Annotated in this window: 13 protein-coding genes; 6 read left to right on the top strand and 7 right to left on the bottom strand. The window is 75.5% G+C overall.

Translation table 11 applies throughout. From position 1 onward, the window contains the following. Window positions 1-125 precede the first annotated feature (125 nt). The gene (locus tag ACFRU2_RS09180; RefSeq protein WP_274547833.1) at window positions 126-1,628 is read left to right on the top strand and encodes a PLP-dependent aminotransferase family protein; all 1,503 of its coding nucleotides are present in this window, start codon (window positions 126-128) and stop codon (window positions 1,626-1,628) included. A gap of 3 nt (window positions 1,629-1,631) precedes the next feature. Here ACFRU2_RS09180 and ACFRU2_RS09175 read toward each other — a convergent pair whose 3' ends face one another. After that, entirely contained in the window at window positions 1,632-3,272 is a 1,641-nt protein-coding gene (locus ACFRU2_RS09175) for a hypothetical protein (protein WP_382969711.1), read from the bottom strand. Between the two features lie 50 nt (window positions 3,273-3,322). After that, the gene (locus tag ACFRU2_RS09170; protein ID WP_007262923.1) at window positions 3,323-3,517 is read right to left on the bottom strand and encodes a hypothetical protein; all 195 of its coding nucleotides are present in this window, start codon (window positions 3,515-3,517) and stop codon (window positions 3,323-3,325) included. A 280-nt stretch (window positions 3,518-3,797) separates the two neighbouring features. Between ACFRU2_RS09170 and ACFRU2_RS09165 the strand changes: the two genes are divergently transcribed. After that, window positions 3,798-4,259 (top strand): ankyrin repeat domain-containing protein, encoded by a 462-nt coding sequence (locus ACFRU2_RS09165; protein WP_382969708.1) that lies wholly within the window; start codon window positions 3,798-3,800, stop codon window positions 4,257-4,259. A gap of 344 nt (window positions 4,260-4,603) precedes the next feature. Further along, window positions 4,604-6,001 carry a HEAT repeat domain-containing protein gene (locus ACFRU2_RS09160; protein ID WP_382969706.1) on the top strand — a complete coding sequence of 466 codons (1,398 nt, stop codon included), beginning with the start codon at window positions 4,604-4,606 and terminating at the stop codon, window positions 5,999-6,001. A 136-nt stretch (window positions 6,002-6,137) separates the two neighbouring features. Here the strand turns inward: ACFRU2_RS09160 and ACFRU2_RS09155 are convergent, their stop codons facing one another. The 5 genes from ACFRU2_RS09155 to ACFRU2_RS09135 form a co-directional block, all read right to left on the bottom strand. Then, window positions 6,138-6,806, bottom strand: a complete 669-nt coding sequence (locus ACFRU2_RS09155) for a hypothetical protein (protein ID WP_382969704.1) — start codon at window positions 6,804-6,806, stop codon at window positions 6,138-6,140. After that, a complete protein-coding gene (locus ACFRU2_RS09150; RefSeq protein ID WP_382969702.1) occupies window positions 6,803-7,375 on the bottom strand; it encodes an RNA polymerase sigma factor in 573 nt (190 codons plus the stop codon). Before ACFRU2_RS09150 ends, ACFRU2_RS09155 begins: the two co-directional genes overlap by 4 nt. A gap of 72 nt (window positions 7,376-7,447) precedes the next feature. Next, a complete protein-coding gene (locus ACFRU2_RS09145) occupies window positions 7,448-8,326 on the bottom strand; it encodes a biotin-dependent carboxyltransferase family protein (RefSeq protein ID WP_382969700.1) in 879 nt (292 codons plus the stop codon). Next, complete coding sequence (locus ACFRU2_RS09140) at window positions 8,323-8,949, bottom strand: allophanate hydrolase subunit 1 (protein WP_382969698.1); 627 nt, start codon at window positions 8,947-8,949, stop codon at window positions 8,323-8,325. Before ACFRU2_RS09140 ends, ACFRU2_RS09145 begins: the two co-directional genes overlap by 4 nt. Beyond that, the gene (locus ACFRU2_RS09135; RefSeq protein WP_382969695.1) at window positions 8,946-9,758 is read right to left on the bottom strand and encodes a LamB/YcsF family protein; all 813 of its coding nucleotides are present in this window, start codon (window positions 9,756-9,758) and stop codon (window positions 8,946-8,948) included. The genes ACFRU2_RS09140 and ACFRU2_RS09135 overlap by 4 nt, the downstream gene beginning before the upstream one ends. 119 nt (window positions 9,759-9,877) lie before the next feature. On the opposite strand from ACFRU2_RS09135, the gene ACFRU2_RS09130 reads away from it, so the two are divergent. The 3 genes from ACFRU2_RS09130 to ACFRU2_RS09120 all read left to right on the top strand — a co-directional run bounded on the left by ACFRU2_RS09130 (window position 9,878) and on the right by ACFRU2_RS09120 (window position 17,452). Further along, a complete protein-coding gene (locus tag ACFRU2_RS09130) occupies window positions 9,878-11,383 on the top strand; it encodes a hypothetical protein (RefSeq protein WP_382969693.1) in 1,506 nt (501 codons plus the stop codon). A 322-nt stretch (window positions 11,384-11,705) separates the two neighbouring features. Next, window positions 11,706-12,638 carry a hypothetical protein gene (locus ACFRU2_RS09125; RefSeq protein WP_382969690.1) on the top strand — a complete coding sequence of 311 codons (933 nt, stop codon included), beginning with the start codon at window positions 11,706-11,708 and terminating at the stop codon, window positions 12,636-12,638. Window positions 12,639-12,721: 83 nt separating this feature from the next. After that, the gene (locus ACFRU2_RS09120; protein WP_382969688.1) at window positions 12,722-17,452 is read left to right on the top strand and encodes a hypothetical protein; all 4,731 of its coding nucleotides are present in this window, start codon (window positions 12,722-12,724) and stop codon (window positions 17,450-17,452) included. Window positions 17,453-17,692 lie beyond the last annotated feature (240 nt).

The following is a 17,692-nucleotide window of genomic DNA, read 5'->3' as shown; positions in this document are numbered from 1 at the left end:
ACCCCGCAGGGGGCCTCCCCATTTCCCCCGGAGCGCTCCGTGGCACTCTGGACCGGTAGAAGCAATCCAATACCGGCCCGCCAGGGTCCGGTGGAAGCCAATTCGACGAAGGTGGACCCGAACGCATGGCGCAGTGGACCTCGGCCGTCGGTGCCGCACAGCTCGGCCGGCTCATCACCTCCCAGCAGGGCCGGGCCGCCGCGCCCGGCGGGCGCAAGCTGCCCGCGTACCGCACGCTCGCCGACGGCATCCGCCTGCTCGTCCTCGAAGGCCGCATCCCCGTCGCCGCCCGGCTCCCCGCCGAGCGGGAGCTGGCCGTGGCCCTCTCCGTCAGCCGCACCACCGTCGCCGCCGCCTACGAGGCCCTGCGCGGCGAGGGGTTCCTCGAATCCCGGCGGGGCGCGGGCAGCTGGACCTCGGTGCCCGCCGGCAACCCCATGCCGGCCCGCGGCCTGGAGCCCCTGCCCCCCGAGTCCCTCGGCTCGATGATCGACCTCGGCTGCGCCGCCCTCCCGGCCCCCGAGCCCTGGCTCACCAAGGCCGTCCAGGGCGCCCTGGAGGAACTCCCCCCGTACGCCCACACCCACGGGGACTACCCGGCCGGGCTGCCCGCGCTGCGCCGGATGCTCGCCGACCGCTACACCGAGCGCGGCATCCCGACCATGCCCGAGCAGATCATGGTCACCACGGGCGCGATGGGCGCCATCGACGCCATCTGCAGCCTCTTCGCGGGGCGCGGAGAACGCATCGCCGTCGAATCCCCGTCCTACGCCAACATCCTCCAGCTCATGCGCGCCGCCGGCGTCCGCCTCGTGCCCGTCGCCATGGGGGAGGGGCTGACCGGCTGGGACATGGACGTCTGGCGCCAGGTGCTCCGCGACTCCGCCCCCCGCCTCGCCTACGTGGTCGCCGACTTCCACAATCCGACCGGGGCCCTGGCCTCCGACGAACAGCGCCGCGCGATGGTGGACGCGGCCCGCTCGGCCGGCACCGTCCTCGTCGCCGACGAGACCATGGTCGAGCTCCAGCTCGACCCGGCGCTGGAGATGCCCCGCCCCGTCTGTTCCTTCGACCCGGCCGGCTCCACCGTCATCACCGTCGGCTCCGCCAGCAAGGCCTTCTGGGCCGGCATGCGCATCGGGTGGGTCCGTGCGGCCCCCGACGTCATCCGCAGCCTCGTGGCCGCCCGCGCCTACGCCGACCTGGGCACGCCCGTGCTGGAACAGCTCGCGGTGGACTGGCTGATGCGCACCGGAGGCTGGGAGCAGGCCGTGGAGATCCGCCGCGACCAGGCCCGGGAGAACCGGGACGCGCTGGTGGCGGCGGTCCGCCGGGAGCTGCCCGACTGGGAGTTCCGGGTCCCGCTCGGCGGCCTGACCCTGTGGGCCCGCGCCGGCGGGCTCTCCGGCTCCCGGCTGGCCGAGGTGGGGGAGCGGGTGGGCGTACGGGTCCCCTCGGGGCCCCGGTTCGGTGTCGACGGGGCCTTCGAGGGATACGTCAGGCTTCCGTTCACCGTCGGCGGCCCGGTGGCCGAGGAAGCGGCCGCCCGGCTGGCCGCCGCGGCCCGGCTGGTCGCCACCGGAGCGGGCGGCGGCGGGGCGGAGCCGCCGCGCACCTTCGTCGCGTAGGGCCTACGTCGGGGCGTCCGCCGGGACCTCGGGGATGTCCGAGGCGTCGATCGCCGGGCCCTGCGCCTGGGCGGGCGCCTGGACGATGTGCAGCGGCTTGCCCAGGGTGACGTGGTCCGGGACGGGCTTGGGCGGCGCCTGCCGCTCGGGCAGCAGGCCGAGTACCGCCTGGCGGTGTCCCGGGTGGGTGGCCTCGTCGTACGGGTCCGGGGTGGCCGGCACCTGGAGCCGGTGCACGGGACCGGCGCCGAGCCGGGCGTACCCGCGCCCCGGCGGCAGTACGGCCGTCGGCGTGGTGTGCGGGGGCAGTCCCAGCACGTCGGCGATCTGCTGGATCGTGGCGGCTCCGAGCACGGCCCGGGCCCTCGTGTGCTGCCAGACGGAGTCGTTCAGCAGCTCCAGGTGGTCGAATTGCTCGGCCACCACCACGGTGACGTGCGCGGCGCGCCCGTGCCGCAGCGGCACCTGGAGCTGCACGATCGGGTCGGGGGCGCCCTCGGCGGTGGCCAGGTGGGCCAGCACGCTGGGCCGGTCGAGCAGGATCCACAGCGGGCGCCGGGTGTCCTCGGGGGCGGGCCGGCCGGCTTCGCGGGCCCGGTGGGTGGCGATCAGGCGCCGCTCGGTCTCGCGGGCGGCCCATTCCAGGGTGGCCAGCGCCCCGCTCGGCCCGCACTCCACGGCGAGGACGCCGGCGCGGCCGGAGAGGCAGGAGTACTCGCCGGTGCCGCCACCCTCCACGATCAGTACCTCGCCCCCGTGCCGCAGGGCCTGCAGGGCGATGGAGCGCAGCAGCGTGGACGTACCGCTGCCGGGCTGGCCCACGGCCAGCAGATGGGGTTCGGCGGAGCGGGAGCCGGTGCGCCAGATGACCGGCGGCATGTCCCGGGGCTCGTCGCCGTCCAGGACGGGCAGGGTGCGCTGCACGCTGCCGGGGTCGGTGAAGCCGAGCACGGTCTCACCGGGGGAGGTGACGAAAGGCTGGGCGGCGATGCCTGTGGGCAGCGCCGCCAGCACGCTCAGGTCGAGCTGGTTGCCCTCCTCGTCCCAGTCGAAGAGATACTCCCGTCCGCGCCCGGACTTGGCGTGCAGCAGTGCCTCGATCCGGGCCCGTGACGCGGCCTCGCCATCGGTGAAGTAGGCCGGGTAGCGGATGTGGAGCCGGGTGACGCGGCCCGCCTCGTCGAACTCGTAGCCGCTGAAGGCCTTGTCCCACTCCCCGCCGTGGGCGAAGAGGGGGCTCGGGTCCTCCGGGATGGAGAAGTACGGCACGAGGGCTTCGTAGAGGGAGCCGAGCCGTTCGGTCTCGGCATCGCTGGGCCCGGTCTTCACCGGGGTGCGGTCGCGTCCCTGCCAGGCCGCCGCCGCCATGAGGGTGATCAGGGCGGTGAGCGGGCCGTAGGGGACGAGTGCGACCACGAGGACGCAAGCGGCACCCAGGAACAGCGCGGGACCACGCTTGTCCTTGGGGGTGTCGCACCATTTGCGGCGTCCGGCCGAGGCCAGGACGCGCAGGCCGCGTCCGATGGTGAGGAGCGGATGGAGGACGTCCGTGGCGCTGTCGGCGGCCGTGCGAGCGAAGTCGCGGCCCCGGGTCAGCGACACGCTGCCGCGCTTGAGGATGCGGGGAAGTGGGCGCCGGGCCACGGGCGTCTCCTGGAGTTGTGGAAGCTTCGGGTGGGTGCCGGGGCCGGCCGCTAGAGCTTGATCCCGCCGAGAAGGCTCGCGAGGCTCGCCGTGCTCGCCGTGATGCTGGGGGCGATGGCGGAACCGGCGAGGAAGAAGCCGAAGAGCGCGCACACGAACGCGTGCGTGAGCTTCATGCCGTCCTTCTTGAAGAACAGGAAGCAGATGATGCCGAGCAGGACGACACCTGAGATGGACAGGACCATGAGTCAGTTCTCCTGGTGGGTGGGGACAGTCACCATCAGTTCTTCCAGGCTCACAGGAAGTATCAATGCGATAAAAGGTGCATACGGGTGAATCTGGCAATTTTTCACTTGACCGGCCCATCCCGGCTGGCGCGCCTGGCGGGATCGGGGCACGCGGGCCGCAAGGTGATCATTGCCTCGGCCCGTGCCTCTCATGTGCAGGTCCGGGCGCTACGCTGACGCTTCACCCGTACGGAGGCAGTGCCGTGCGCAGCCCTGCCCGTGAAAGGCGGTACGACCGATGAGTGAGCACGTCGAGAACGGCTCCCAGGACTCCCAGGCCCCCCAGGGCTCCCAGGGCGCTCCGAGCTCCCCGGACGTTCCCGACGAGGACGTGGTCGAGCTGGCGACCAAGATCTTCGACCTCGCCCGTCGGGGCGAGACCGAGACCCTGGCCGCGTACGTCGACGCGGGCGTCCCGGCGAACCTCACCAACGACCGCGGCGACACCCTCGTCATGCTCGCCGCCTACCACGGCCACGCCGAAGCCGTCACGGCCCTGCTGGCCCGCGGAGCCGAGGCCGACCGCGCGAACGACCGCGGCCAGACCCCGCTCGCCGGGGCGGTCTTCAAGGGCGAGGAGGCCGTCATCCGCGCGCTGCTCGCCGGCGGCGCCGACCCGAACGCCGGAACGCCCTCCGCCGTGGACACGGCCCGCATGTTCGCCAAGGCCGACCTGCTGGAGCTTTTCGGAGCCAAGTAGTCCGGTTTTGGCCGCTCCCTGGCCGGTTCTGTGCTGGTCCAGACCTCACGGGTTGGTCACGGCGGCCTTAAATGTGGTCGCGGCGCACAAACCGCCTGGGTCATCATGGCGTCGGATTCGATTCGCGGACAGGACGGACGGGCAGGAGCGGGCAGGACACAACGGGTGTCCGACCCCCACTCCTGCCGGGGGACCGCCGCCCTGGCCGCGAAGCACCGACGAGAGTGAGAAGGCAATGGTCTACATCGAGCGGAACCTGACGGCGGACGTCCTCGCATGCTGTTACGCGGCCCTGTGAATTCCGATTCCCGGTTGCGTCCCCAGCTTGATTTGAGGCCATTCCCATGTTCGAACCAGTCATAGCGCCGAGCGGCACCCTGCTCGGGCTCCTCCAGCGCGGCCGCGGCGACGGCACGCTGCACGCACTCGCGGCGCCCAGGGGCGAGGCCCTCGCGGCGCTCAACCTCTGCGTGGCCGGCGATCCGCGCCAGGACTGGCAGGTCGAGAACCGCTCCCTGTACTACGCACGCCTGTACCTGGACCTCGACGGCCCCCTGGGCGAGATCGAGGCCCACCTCTTCAGCGTCGACGACCTCGTCGACGAGGACGACCACCGCACGGGCCTCGCCCTGTCCGTCCTGGGCCACCTGGCCTCGTACGGCCGCGACGACGCGCTCATGCTGCTGCGCCGTTACGCCGCCACGGGCGCCAACTGGGCCTGGGCCCTCGACGAGCTCGCCCTGCGCGACGACGACGAGGGGCTGCGCTCGCTGGGCGCCCCCGTACTGGCCCGCTTCCCCGCTGACGCCGAGGGTGAGGCGCGGCTCGCCGCCGCCGTCCGCGACGCCTACGAACCCAGGCCCTGGTGCCTGTGGGAGGAGGACCCCGCATACGGGGAGCGGTTGCGCGCCGCCCGCCAGCAGGGCTCCTTCGACCGCTGGCAGCGCCAGCTGACCCCGCGCGGCCCCCAGCCCGGCTGGGGCGTCCAGGCCGTCTTCGACTGGGCCGCCGACGGACTGCGCCGGGGCACCCCCCTGCACGTCCCGGCCGCCCGCTGCCTCGCCGCCGTCGCCACCCCCGAGGACCGCTCCGCGATCCTGGCGGCCGCCGCCGGGGCATCCGGAGAGGCCGCCCGCGCCACCGCGCTGCACCACCTGGTCCTCGCCGAGCCGGAGAACCCGGCCGTACTGGACCTCATCGAAGCCGCCGGCGACGAGCCGGCCGTGGCCGCCTACGAGCGCATGTGCGGCCCCGCCGCCGTCGAGCGGGCCCGGCGCTGGGTCCAGCGCCCCGACGCCCTCGGAACGGCCGCAGCGACCCTCCTGGCCGCCCGCGGCGACATCGAGGACGCCCCCCTCGTCCTCGGCGCCCTGCGCTCCACCGTCCGCGGCTCCGGCCCGGACTCGACGCCGCTGTTCACCCTGGTCGACGGAGCCGGCCGGCTCCGCATCGCCTGTGCGGCGCCCGTCCTGCGCCACATCTACCGCGAGACGGCCTCCTCCGCTCTCCGCGGCCGCGCCGCGCGGGCCCTGGCGGCGACGGACCCCTCCTTCGCGGCGGGCTTCGCCGTCGAGTGCCTCTGGGACTGCGAGGAGACCACCCGAGAGGTGGCCGCCCGCCACGCGGAAACGGCCGACGCCCGAGTGGCCCCCCGCCTGCGCCGCCTGGCGGCCGACCCGGCCGAGGAAGAGGACGTCCAGTCGGCGGTCCGCAGCCGCATCACCCCGGAGTCGGCGATGTAGCCCCGCCGGCCTCCCACCGACACGCATACGGCCCGGCCCCCTGACCCGAGGGGGGCCGGGCCGTGTGCTGTGCGGCCACGACCCCGCGGGGCCGAGCGATCCCGCGGGGCCGAGCGATCCCGTGGCGCGGGGGTGGTCAGGGGGCCGGGGTCGGGCTGGTGCCCGGGGTCCCCGCCGCCGGCGGCGGGAACTGATCCTGGCCGTCGGAGTAGTCGATCACGCAGGACGGGAGCTTGGCGGTCTCGACCACGCCGAAGGCGATCCCCGGTGCGCCCGGCAGGTAGTGCTCCGCAAACGGAAACATGAGCGTGTGCCCGGGTGGGACCGTCTTCGCGTTGATCTTGATGATGAAGCCGTCACCGCCGTTCTGCAGGATCTCGGCCTCGGGGTCGGCCTGCGGTCCGCGGCCCCCGCCCCCGAGTTCGGAGCACTGCGACCGCGGCTGCTTCGGGACCACGACCGCCGGAACCCCCAGTGCCTTCAGCCGTTGCACCAGAGCCGGGACCTGGTCGTGCGTGGGCAGCGAGAAACTGAGCGATCCGTCCGGATCCTTCTTGATCTCGGGTGCGTCCGTGCCCGAGGGGCTCGGCGATTTCGCCGGGCCGCCGCCCGGTATCGAGGCGGTGCGGGCGCTGCCCGGGAGGGCCATGACGGCAACCACGGAGGCCGTGGCGATGCCTATCGCGAGCGGGACGCCGTACCGCCGGGCGAAGGACCGGGCGGGCGTCACGGGCGCGGGCTCCGGGAGGCGGGCGAGGAGGGCGGACTTCAGGCGGTCCTCGAAGCCGCTGGGCCGGGTACTCATCGGACTGCCTCCAACTGGCTATCGGTGACGGGGGCCGGGCCGCGCAGGGCGCGCCGGGCCCGGTGCAGGCGGACGCGGACCGTCGCCCGGGTGACACCGAGTGCCCGGGCGGCCTCGGCGGGGGTGAGCTGGTCGAGGACGACCAGGTCGAGGGCGGCCCGGAGCGGTTCGGAGAGCGTGGCGTGGCGCTCTGCCAGGTCGCGGAAGGCCCGCTCGGCGGCTATGCGCTCCTCCAGCGCCGCGATGTCCTCGGCATCGAGCAGCCGGCGCCCGCTCAGCCGGGTCGGCGCCGCGCTCTCGCGGGTCAGCCCCCGGGCGTGGCCCGACAGGACGTTGCCGGCTATGCCGAACAGCCAAGCGACCGGAGCTCCCCTGCGGCTCCGGTGGGCCCCGGCCGATTCCATCGCCGCGAGGAAGACGTCCGCCGTCAGATCGGCCGCCAGGTGCGGATCGGCGACCCGGCGGGTGACGAAGCCGACTACGGCGTCGACATGGTCCTCGTAGAACGCCCCGAACCCCTCGGGCGTGGTGAGATCCGGTGGCCCGGTCTCGTGTCGTGGGATGTGCACCCGGTTCCTCCCCTGTGCAGGGGCCCGGTCGGCCCCCTCACCCAGTAATTGGCCGGAGCGCCGGAAAGTGTTTCATCGGGACCCCGGGGACCGGAGGAACCTGACGGGAGTGCCCGGCCGGGCCTGCGCCGCCGCGTCCAGGGCCGGGCCCGGCGGGACCACGCCCACCACCGGGTAGCCGCCCGTCACGGGATGGTCGGCCAGGAACACCACCGGCTGCCCGTCCGGCGGCACCTGCACAGCCCCCAGCACCATCCCCTCGCTCGGCAGCTCACCACCCCGCGCCCGAACCAGCGGCGCCCCCTCCGTACGCAGCCCGATGCGGTTCGAAGCGGCCGAGACCCGGTACGCCGCCCGCAGCAGCCGCCCCGTCACCGACTCCGCCGTGAACCAGTCGGCCCGCGGCCCCAGCCGCAGCGGAAGCACCAGTTCCGAGGGCGGACCCGGCGCCGCCGGACCATCCACCCCGGCCACCGGATCCGGACCCGGAGCGCCCACGGGGAGCAGCGCCCCCACCGCCAGGACCGGCGGCCCGAGGCCCGACAGCAGATCGGTCGAGCGACTGCCCAGCACCGGCTCGACCGCGAACCCTCCCCGCACCGCCACGTAGCCGCGCACCCCGGACTCCGCCCGGCCCACCTCCAGCTCCGCCCCGGCGCGCAGCAGGACCGGGGCTCCCCAGGCCACCGCGCGCCCGCAGACCCGTACCGCACAGGGCGCTCCGGTCACCGCCACCGTCACCGGGCCGCCCACCGCCCGCAGTTCCACGCCGTCCAGGGTCGTCTCCAGGACGGCCGCCCCGGGCGGATTGCCCAGCAGCCGGTTGGCCAGCGCCCGCGCCCCCGTGTCGAGGGCCCCGGAGCGGGGAACGCCGAGGTGGGCGTACCCGGGCCGCCCGAGGTCCTGGACGGTGGTCAGCGCGCCCGCCCGTACGACCTCGAGCCCCCTCATGCCGATCCCTCCTCGGCGAACCGCACCCGTACCCCCGGCGCGAACAGCGCGGCCGGCTCGCGCGCCGGGTCCCACAGCACCGCGTCGGTGGATCCGATCAGCTGCCAGCCGCCGGGGGAGGAGCGCGGGTAGACCCCCGCGTACTCGCCCGCGAGGGCCAGCGAGCCCGCCGGTACCGCCGTACGGGGCGTCGCGCGCCGGGGCAGGCGGAGGCGGGCGGGCAGGCCCGTCAGGTAGCCGAAGCCCGGGGCGAACCCGCAGAAGGCCACCCGGAAGGTGACCGCGCCGACGATGCCGGGCACCTCCTCGGGCGACACCTCCCACAGGGCGGCCACCTCCGCGAGGTCCGGGCCGTCGTAGCGCACCGCGACCGTCACCGGGGGCGGCCCGTCGGCCGGTGCGAGCGGGGGGACCCGCCAGCGGGCGATCCGGGCCGCGAGGGCGCGCGGCTCCCGCACCCCGTCCAGCAGGACGGTCCGGGCCGCCGGCACGATCTCCCGTACGCCGCCCAGCTCGTCGCCGGCGTCCCGCCGACGCAGCAGCTCCGCGTGGAGCGCGGCCACCTCCTCGGCGGAGTCCACCTCCAGCAGCAGCGCCCCGGCGCCGGCTTCCAGCGCCCTCACGCGAAGGCCTCCACCCGGACCCCGGCCCCAGCGAGCGCCCCGCGCACGCGCAGGGCCAGGTCGGCGGCGCCGGGGGTGTCCCCGTGCAGGCACAGGGAGCGGGCGGCCACCGGGATCCGGGAGCCGTCGGCGGCCGTCACCGCGTGCCCGGCGGCCATTTCCACCGCGCGGGCCACCACCGCGTCCGGGTCGTGGACCACGGCGCCCGGCTCGCCGCGCGGTACGAGGGTGCCCGCGGGGGTGTAGGCGCGGTCGGCGAAGGCCTCCGGGACGGCCGACAGCCCGGCCCGCCCGGCGGCGGCGAGCAGCAGGGATCCGGGCAGCCCGAGCACCGGGAGCCCGGCGGGACCGGCCGCGAGCAGCACGCCGGCCACCACGGCCCCGGCCTGGCCGGAGTCGTGCACGGTGCGGTTGTAGAGCGCGCCGTGCGGTTTCACGTACGACACCCGGGAGCCGGCCGCCCGCGCGAAGACCTCCAGCGCCCCGATCTGGTAGGCCACCTCGTCGGCCAGCTCACCGGCCGGCACGTCCATGGAGCGGCGGCCGAAGCCCGCCAGGTCCCGGTACGAGACCTGCGCGCCGATCCGTACCCCGCGCGCGGCCGCCAGCTCGCAGACGCGGCGCATGATGGACGGGTCGCCGGCGTGGAAGCCGCAGGCGACGTTGGCGCTCGTGACGACGGACAGCAGGGCCTCGTCGTCGGTCAGCGTCCACCGGCCGAAGCCTTCGCCGAGGTCGGCGTTGAGATCGATCACGGGGACGTCCGCCTGGGTGGCCGCCGGGGGTTCCGGCGTGATCATGGGAGCCATGCGGTGAGCGTAGAACAGGGCGCGGGCCGCGTTCTCGCCGACGGCGGGAGGGCCGGCGGGAGGATCGGGCGAACCATCCCGTTTGGGATGTTGTCAGGGTCAGCGCCTAGTCTTTGCCCGTGACTCTCCCTGCCCCGGCGAAGACCCTTCCCTCCCCGGCGCCGGGCCCGGCCGCCGACGAGGGCCTGGCCCGGCGGCTGCGCGCGCTCGCCTGCACCGCCCCGCTCCACGACCTCGACGTGCGCAAGGCCAATCTGGCCGGCGAGTACGGGGTCTACGCGATGGCGGAGGTCGCGCTCTCCGCGATCGACCTGGTCACGCTCAACATGGACTTCGACACCGGCGCGGACCACGAGCAGATAGTGGCCCGCCTGCTGCCCCGCGTCGCCGCCCAGGCACCGGCGCGCCCCGCGGCCGAGCACGAGCGGGTGGCCCGCTGGGTGCTGGAGAACCTGATCAACGTCGGCAGCGTCGACCGCGGATTCCGCGCGATCTACGGCACGTTCGGCCCGGACGGGGTGTACGTCCGCCGCGACTACGACTTCAAGCTGATCGAGGAAGTCCCGGGCTACGGCGGCGCGGTGTACCTGCGCACGACGGACGAGGCCGTCAACGTCCTGGTCGGCGCCCTCGACACGGACGTCACCAGCGCGCAGATCGCCGCCGAGGTGAAGCTGGAGGTCCTGATCAGCCGGGGCCGGCTCGCCGACGCCCAACTCGCCGCCGAGCAGGCCCGCTACCGCACCGTCCAGTACGCCGAGACCCTGCGCCGCACGCTGGACGCGACCCGGCGCAACGTACGGGCGGTGGACTGGCTGGTGACGGTCCCCGACATGATCGCGGAGGCCCTCGACCACGTCGCCGACCGCTACCGCCACGAGAACGCGATCCTGACCAACATCCGCAAGGCCCGCGACGAGGCGGAGGAGCCGGACAACAAGCGGCGCGCCGCCGAACTGGTCGACATCGTCAAGGACTGCATCCGCCGCCACACCCAGCTCCAGTCCCGACTGCTGGACGCGGGCCCGCTCTTCCGCGCCGAACAGGACCGCCAGGCCTTCGCGGCCCCCGCGCCGCGCTCCGGGATCGACCTGTACGGACAGCTGGTGGCTCCCGCCCTCCCCCTCCCCGTCGCCCAGGCCATCCGGGTCACGGACGCCTTCTTCGCGTCGGGCGCGGGCCTGCGCACCCCCGTCTCGGTCCGCGTCGCGGACCTGGTGGAGATCCTCCTCACCCCGCCCGTGGAGCGCGAGCACCTGGGTCTGGAGATGCCGGAGCCCGACCTGATCGCCACCCCCGACGACAGCCGCTTCAGCGAGGAGCAGCTCGCCGCCGCGATGGCACTCCTCGAACTCCCGCACGACGCCCCGCGCCGCCTGTCCGGCCTCCTGGCGGAGGCCCGCCGCTCCGACCCGGACCTGCCGTACCTGGTCGCCCTGCTGGCCGTCCACGCGGCGAGCCCGGCGGTGGGCACGGCGTACCGCCAGGGCGAGGAGCGGCTCCTCTTCGCGGTCGACGACGGCACGGAACTCGAAGACCCGGAATTCGGCGGCGCGGACCTCATCGTCGGCACCGCCCTCCTGGACGCAGCAGCCATGACGGCAGACCGCACGGAGGCGGCATGACCCCGCACCTGCCGGGTCTGTGCTGTACGGGTCCGGCCCTTCGTGCGGCCGCGGCCGCAGGCTGCGTCGCCGGGGCGGAGCCCCTGGGGGCCCGGTCCCACCCGGGGGTGTGGGGGCTTGCCCCTGCTTTCGGGAAGGGGCGGGGTGGGGGAAGACCCCCCGCCGCCGAAGCCACCGCCCCGCAGCACGCCACCGGCCCGAGCCGAACCCACCTGAGCCCCACTGGCCTGAGCCGAACCCACCTGAGCCCCACTGGCCTGAGCCGAACCCACCTGAGCCCCACCCGCGTGAGCCCCACCCGCACCGCCAAGGAGACCCACCCGTGAGCGACCACCACGCCGAGCAGCACCCCGCGTGGAGCGAGCCCGACGCCCACGAGGCCCCGGCTCCGGTCCAGGCACACCCACAGGCGCCGGCCCCGGCCCCGCAGGGAGCCGTCACCCCGGCGGACGCCGCGGACGCGGCCCGCCTCGTCGCCTTCGGGCTCCAGCCCAAGCTGCTGCCCGCCCGCGACGCCGAGTACGCCGAACTGCTGCGCCGCTACCGCGAGGACCCCGCCTTCGCCCGGCTCGCCGACGCCGTCGCCACCGGCCTCGGCCTGGTCGTCCTGGAGGTGTCCTCCCGCGCCGGCATGGCGGTGGCCGCCGGCGAGGACTCCGTCTTCGCCGTCCGCATGGGCGACTACGCCCGCCGCACCACCGCCGACTCCGCGGACCGCTTCCTGCACGGGCTCGCCCACCTCGCCGTCGCCGCCCTGGCCTTCCCCCGCCCCGAGGACCTCGCCGACGACGGCTACATCGGCCGGATCACCGTCAACGGCGTCGACGCCTTCGTCCGGCAGACCTGCCGCCGCCTGGAGGAGCGCGCCGAGGAACTCGGCGAGAACACCGACCCGGCCTCCGACGCCCCCGGCCTGGAGGCCGCCTGGCGGGTCTACGCCCGCCGCAGCGCGACCGGCGCCACCAAGGACGCCCGCCGCCTGGCCGGTTCCACCACCGGCATCGTCGGCAAGGCCGCCGCCTTCCTCACCGACTCCGGCTTCCTCCAGCGCACCGGCGACGAGGCCGGAGGCACGTACCGCACCACCCCCCGCTACCAGCTCCAGGTCCGCGACATGGCGGGCAGCGCGGCCATGGCCGAGCTCCTCGACCTGGGCGTCGTCCCCGTCAGCGACGGCTCCGCCAGCCTCCTGCCGCCGCCCGAGGGCGACGACCTCGAACTCGCCGCCGACGCGGGCCTGCCCTTCCACGCCTGAGCCGCCCGCCCCCGGCCACCGCCCGCCACCCGTCCCCGTACGGCCTCCGTACGACCTACGAAAAACGACGAGAGTCCGCCGCCATGTACGAGCTGTCCCGGATCCGCCTCTACTCCATCGGGCCCGCCGGCGCGCGCTACGCCGACACCGTGCTCGACCTGCGCGGAGTCGGCGAGCCGGTGCCCCACCCGGCGCCCACCCAGGCGGAGTTCTTCGAGGACGAGCCCACCGGCCCGCCGCGCCGCCCCGCGCCCGCCGGAGTGCTCTTCCTGGAGAACGGCGGCGGCAAGTCGGTCCTGCTCAAGCTGATCTTCTCGGTGATGCTGCCCGGCCACCGCAACACCCTGGGCGGCGCCAGCTCCGGCGTCCTGCGCAAGTTCCTGCTGGCCGACGACTGCGGCCACGTGGCACTGGAATGGCAGCACACGCAGACCGGCGAGTGCGTGGTCGTCGGCAAGGTCAGCGAATGGCGCGGCCGCCAAGTCTCCAACGACCCGCGCAAGTTCGCCGAGGCCTGGTACTCCTTCCGCCCCGGCCCGGGCCTCAGCCTGGACAACCTCCCGGTGGCCGAGGCCACTTCGGTCCGCCCGCCCGTGGAAGGCGCCTCCGGCGCCCAGGGGCGGCGCCGCACCATGAAGGGCTTCCGCGACGCCCTGACCGAAGCGGGCAAGGCGTACCCGCACCTCGAGGTGTACTTCGAGGAGATCCACGACCGCTGGAACGAGCACCTCACCGAGCTCGGACTCGACCCCGAACTCTTCCGCTACCAGCGCGAGATGAACGCGGACGAGGGCGAGGCCGCCGGCCTCTTCGCGGTCAAGAAGGACTCCGACTTCACCGACCTGCTGCTGCGCGCCGTCACCGACACCCGGGACACCGACGGCCTCGCCGACCTCGTCCACGGCTTCGGCAACAAGCTCGGCCGCCGCGCCGAGCTGATGGCCGAACGGGACTTCACCGCGGGCTCGGTGGAACTCCTGAACAAGATCGTCGAGGCCGCCGCGGCCCGTTCCCGGCTGCGCGACGTCCACGCCGGTGCCGAACGCCGTACGCGCACCCTCGCCCGGCGCCTGTCCGCCCGCGCCGGTGAAGAGCGCGGCCGCGCCGCCGACCTCGCGCAGCGCGTCACCGGCGCCGCCCACCAGGTCACCGCCGCCGAATCCGCGCGCGCCCGCAGCGCCGCCGTCTCGGCCGAACTCGCCTACCGACACGCCTCGCTGGCCCTGACCGTCGCCGACAAGGCCGCCGCCGCGCAGCGCCGCGAACTCCTCGAAGCCCGCACCCTGCACTCCGCCTGGCAGGCCGCCGAGCACGTCCTGCGCCACCGCTCCGCCGCCGACCGCTCCGCCCGGGTCGCCGCCGCGATCCTGGAGGCCGAACGGGACGCCGCCCCGGCGCTCGCCGCCCGGGCCACCGCCGCCACCGAGCTCGTACGGGCCCTGCACGCCGCCGCCGAGCAGGGCGAGCGGGCCGCCAACGAGGAGGAGGAGCGTTCCGCCGTCCTCCAGGAGACCGGCGAGGCATCCCACCGCGCGGCCACCGCCGCAGCCACGGCCGCCCAGCGGGCCCGCAGCGAGGCCGAGCACCTGCGCGCCCGCCTCGCCGAGGTCCAGCAGGAGACCGCCGAGGCCGTCCGGGCCGGCTGGCTCGACGACTCCGCCCCCGACGCCGACCCGGCGCGCGCCGCGCTGGCCGCCGCCGACGCGGAGAAGACGGCCGTGGCCGCCTGGGACGAGTCCCGCGACGCCGCCCGCGCAGCCGCCGAGGCCGCCCGCGAGGCCGCCGCGGCGGAATCCCGCGCGGAACTCACCGCCGCCCGTGCGGCGGACGCCGCCGACGCGGCCGAGGCCGCCCACGACGCCGAGCACCGGGCCGCCGCCTCCCTCGCCGGGGCCCCGCGCCTGGCCGCCCTGCTGGGCGCCCCGTCGGCCCCCGGCGCCGAGGGCGCCTCCCCGCGTACCGACGGCGGTACGCAGGCCGACGGGACCGACGCCGCGGGCGCCTCCCAGGACCCCGCCACGGGTCCGGGCACGCCCCGCAACGCCGCCACCACCGGCTGGCTCACCGTCGAGGACCTCGACCGGGGCGCCGACGAGCTGCGCGAACTGCTCACCCGCGCAGTCGCATCGGCCGAACGCCAGCTCTTCGACCTGCGCACCGCCGCCGCCGACGACTCCCGCATCCTGGGCGCCCTCGGTGACGGCGGCCTGCTGCCGCCCGGCCCCGACGTCCTCGCGACCGTGGAGTTCCTCGGCGAACACGGCATCCCGGCCCTCCCCGGCTGGCGCTACCTCGCCCAGTCCGTGGACCCGGCCGACCACGCCGCGGTCCTCGCCGCCCGCCCCGAACTCGTCGACGGCGTGGTCATCACCGACCCCGACACCCACTCCCGGGCCCGCGAGGTCCTCTCCGGCGCCGCCCTGCTGCCCCGCTCCACCGTCGCCGTCGGCACCGCCGCGGCCCTGCTGGCGCCGGTCCCCCCGGCCGGGGACGCCACGGGGTCCGGCATCTTCATCGTGCCTCCGAACCCGGCCATGCACGACGAGCACGCCGCCGACGAGGAGCGCCAGGCGCTGCGCGCCCGGGCCACCGCCCGCGACACCGAGATCCGCGAGCTCGCCGCCCGCCTGTCCGGCGACCGCGAGCTCGCCGCCCGGCTGCTGTCCTGGCGCACCGGCTGCCCGCCCGGCCGCCTCGCCGAGCTCGCGGAGCAGGCCGCCGCCGCCCGCGGCTTCGCCGAGGAGACCGACGCCGAGCTCGCGGAGGCCCGTACCGTACGCGCCGAGGCCGACGAGGCCGCCGCCGACGCCGCCCGCGTCCGCGACGAGCGCCAGGACACCGCCCAGCGCGCCCGCCGGGTCGCGGACGCCCTCGCGGGCCTCGCCTACCGGCTCCGCGAACGCGCCGGCTGGCAGACCAAGCTGCGCGAACTCGCCGACGACGCCGCCGAGTCCGAAGCCCGCGCCGAGGTCTGCCTCGACCGGGCCCGGGCCGCCGACGAGGACCGCCGCGCCGCCCAGCGCGCCGCCGACGACGCCCGCCGCACCGCCCGGGCCCTGCGCGCCGAGCGCGCCGAGATCGCCGGAGCCCCCGACCCGCTGCCCGAGGCGCCCGCAGGCAACGGCGCCACGGCCAAGGCGCCGCTCCCCGCCCTCCGCGAGGCCTACCGCGCCGCCTCCCAGCTCTACGAAAAGGTCGGCGTCGGCGCCGACCTGCGCTCCGAACAGGCCCGCGCCGAGAGCGACGAGTCGGTGGCCCTCGCCGAACTCGACCGCCTCACCAACAAGGTCCGTACCCGCGCCGCCCAGCTCCTCGAAGGCACCGACGGAGCCGACGGCCCCTCCCGGCAGGCCGCCGCCGCCCGCGCCGAAGCCCTCGTGCAGATGCTGGAGACCCGCGCCTCCACCGCGAGCGAGCAGCTCGGCCGACTGCGCGGCGAGGCCGAACGGCACGCCCCCGCCGAGGGCGAGGCACACACCGAGCTGCCCGAGGAGCTGATCCCCGACAACGTCGAGGAGGCCCAGGCCAGGCTCCGCACCGCCACCGCCCAACTCGCCGCCCACACCGCCGCCGTGGAGTCCGCCCGCGCGGCCCACGCCGACCTGCTGCGCGCCCACCGCACCGCCGAGGAGGGCGCGGGCGGCTTCGACGAGACCGCGGCCATGCTCCGCGACCTCCTGCGGGACCACACCCACCAGGAGGACGAGCAGGAGCCGGTGGCCCACCCCGGCAGCCTGGAGGAGGCCCGCCAGTCGGCCACCGAGGCCCGCCGTTCGCTACGGGGCTGCGCCGCCGACCTGTCGGCCGCCGAGGCCGCCGTCCGCGAGGCGAGCGACATCCTGGTCCGGCACGCCAACGCCAACCGCTACGAGCAGGTGCGCACCCCCGCGCGCCAGCAGATCCGCGAACTGCCCGCCTCCGCCCTGCCCGAGCACGCGGCGGCCTGGGCCGTGGCCTTCGCCCCCCGGCTGCGCGTCCTCACCGACGAGCTGGCGCAGCTGGAGCGCAACCGGGACAGCATCGTGGACCGGCTGCGCGGCCTCGTGGAGTCCGCCCTGGCCACCCTGCGCTCCGCCCAGCGGCTCTCCCAGCTCCCCGAGGGCCTGGGGGAGTGGTCGGGCCAGGAGTTCCTGCGCATCCGCTTCGAGGAGCCCGACCAGGCCACCCTCACCGAGCGGCTCGGCGAGGTCATCGACGAGGCGACCCGCGCCGCCGTGAAGAAGAACAGCACCGCCTCCTTCGGCGAGGGCCGCCGCGACGGCATGTCGCTGCTGCTGCACGGGGTCCAGGCGGCCCTGGAGCCCAAGGGCATCGCGGTGGAGATCCTCAAGCCCGACGCGGTGCTCCGCGCCGAGCGGGTCCCGGTGGGCCAGATGGGCGATGTGTTCTCCGGCGGCCAGCTGCTCACCGCAGCGATCGCGCTGTACTGCACGATGGCGGCGCTGCGCAGCAACGACCGGGGCCGCGACAAGCACCGGCACGCGGGCACGCTCTTCCTCGACAACCCGATCGGGCGCGCGAACGCCACGTACCTGCTGGAACTCCAGCGGGCCGTCTCGGACGCGCTCGGCGTCCAGCTGCTCTACACCACGGGCCTGTTCGACACCACGGCGCTCGCCGAGTTCCCGCTGGTCATCCGGCTCCGCAACGACGCCGACCTGCGCGCGGGGCTCAAGTACATCAGCGTCGAGGAACACCTGCGCCCGGGCCTGCCCCAGCAGTTCGCGGAGGGGGAGACCATCCACGGCGAGATCACGGCGACCCGCATGTACCGCCGGAGCGCCCAGCCTTCCTGGCGGGCCCAGCCTTCTTGACGCGCCGCTCGCGAGGCTCGGCCCTGGCGGGCCCAGCCTTCTTGACGCGCCGCTCGCGAGGCTCGGCCCTGGCGGGCCCAGCCTTGTTGACGCGCCGCTCGCGAGGCTCGGCCCTGGCGGGCCCAGCCTTCTTGGCGCGCCGCTCGCGAGGCTCGGCCCTGGCGGGCCCAGCCTTGTTGACGCGCCGCTCGCGAGGCTCGGCCCTGGCGGGCCCAGCCTTGTTGACGCGCCGCTCGCACG

Origin of the sequence: Streptomyces sp. NPDC056883 (genome assembly GCF_042788835.1) — a bacterium.
Taxonomy (GTDB): domain Bacteria; phylum Actinomycetota; class Actinomycetes; order Streptomycetales; family Streptomycetaceae; genus Streptomyces; species Streptomyces stoeckheimensis.
The sequence above is the reverse complement of the archived record's forward strand: the minus strand, read 5'-3'. Positions and strand labels throughout refer to the sequence as shown.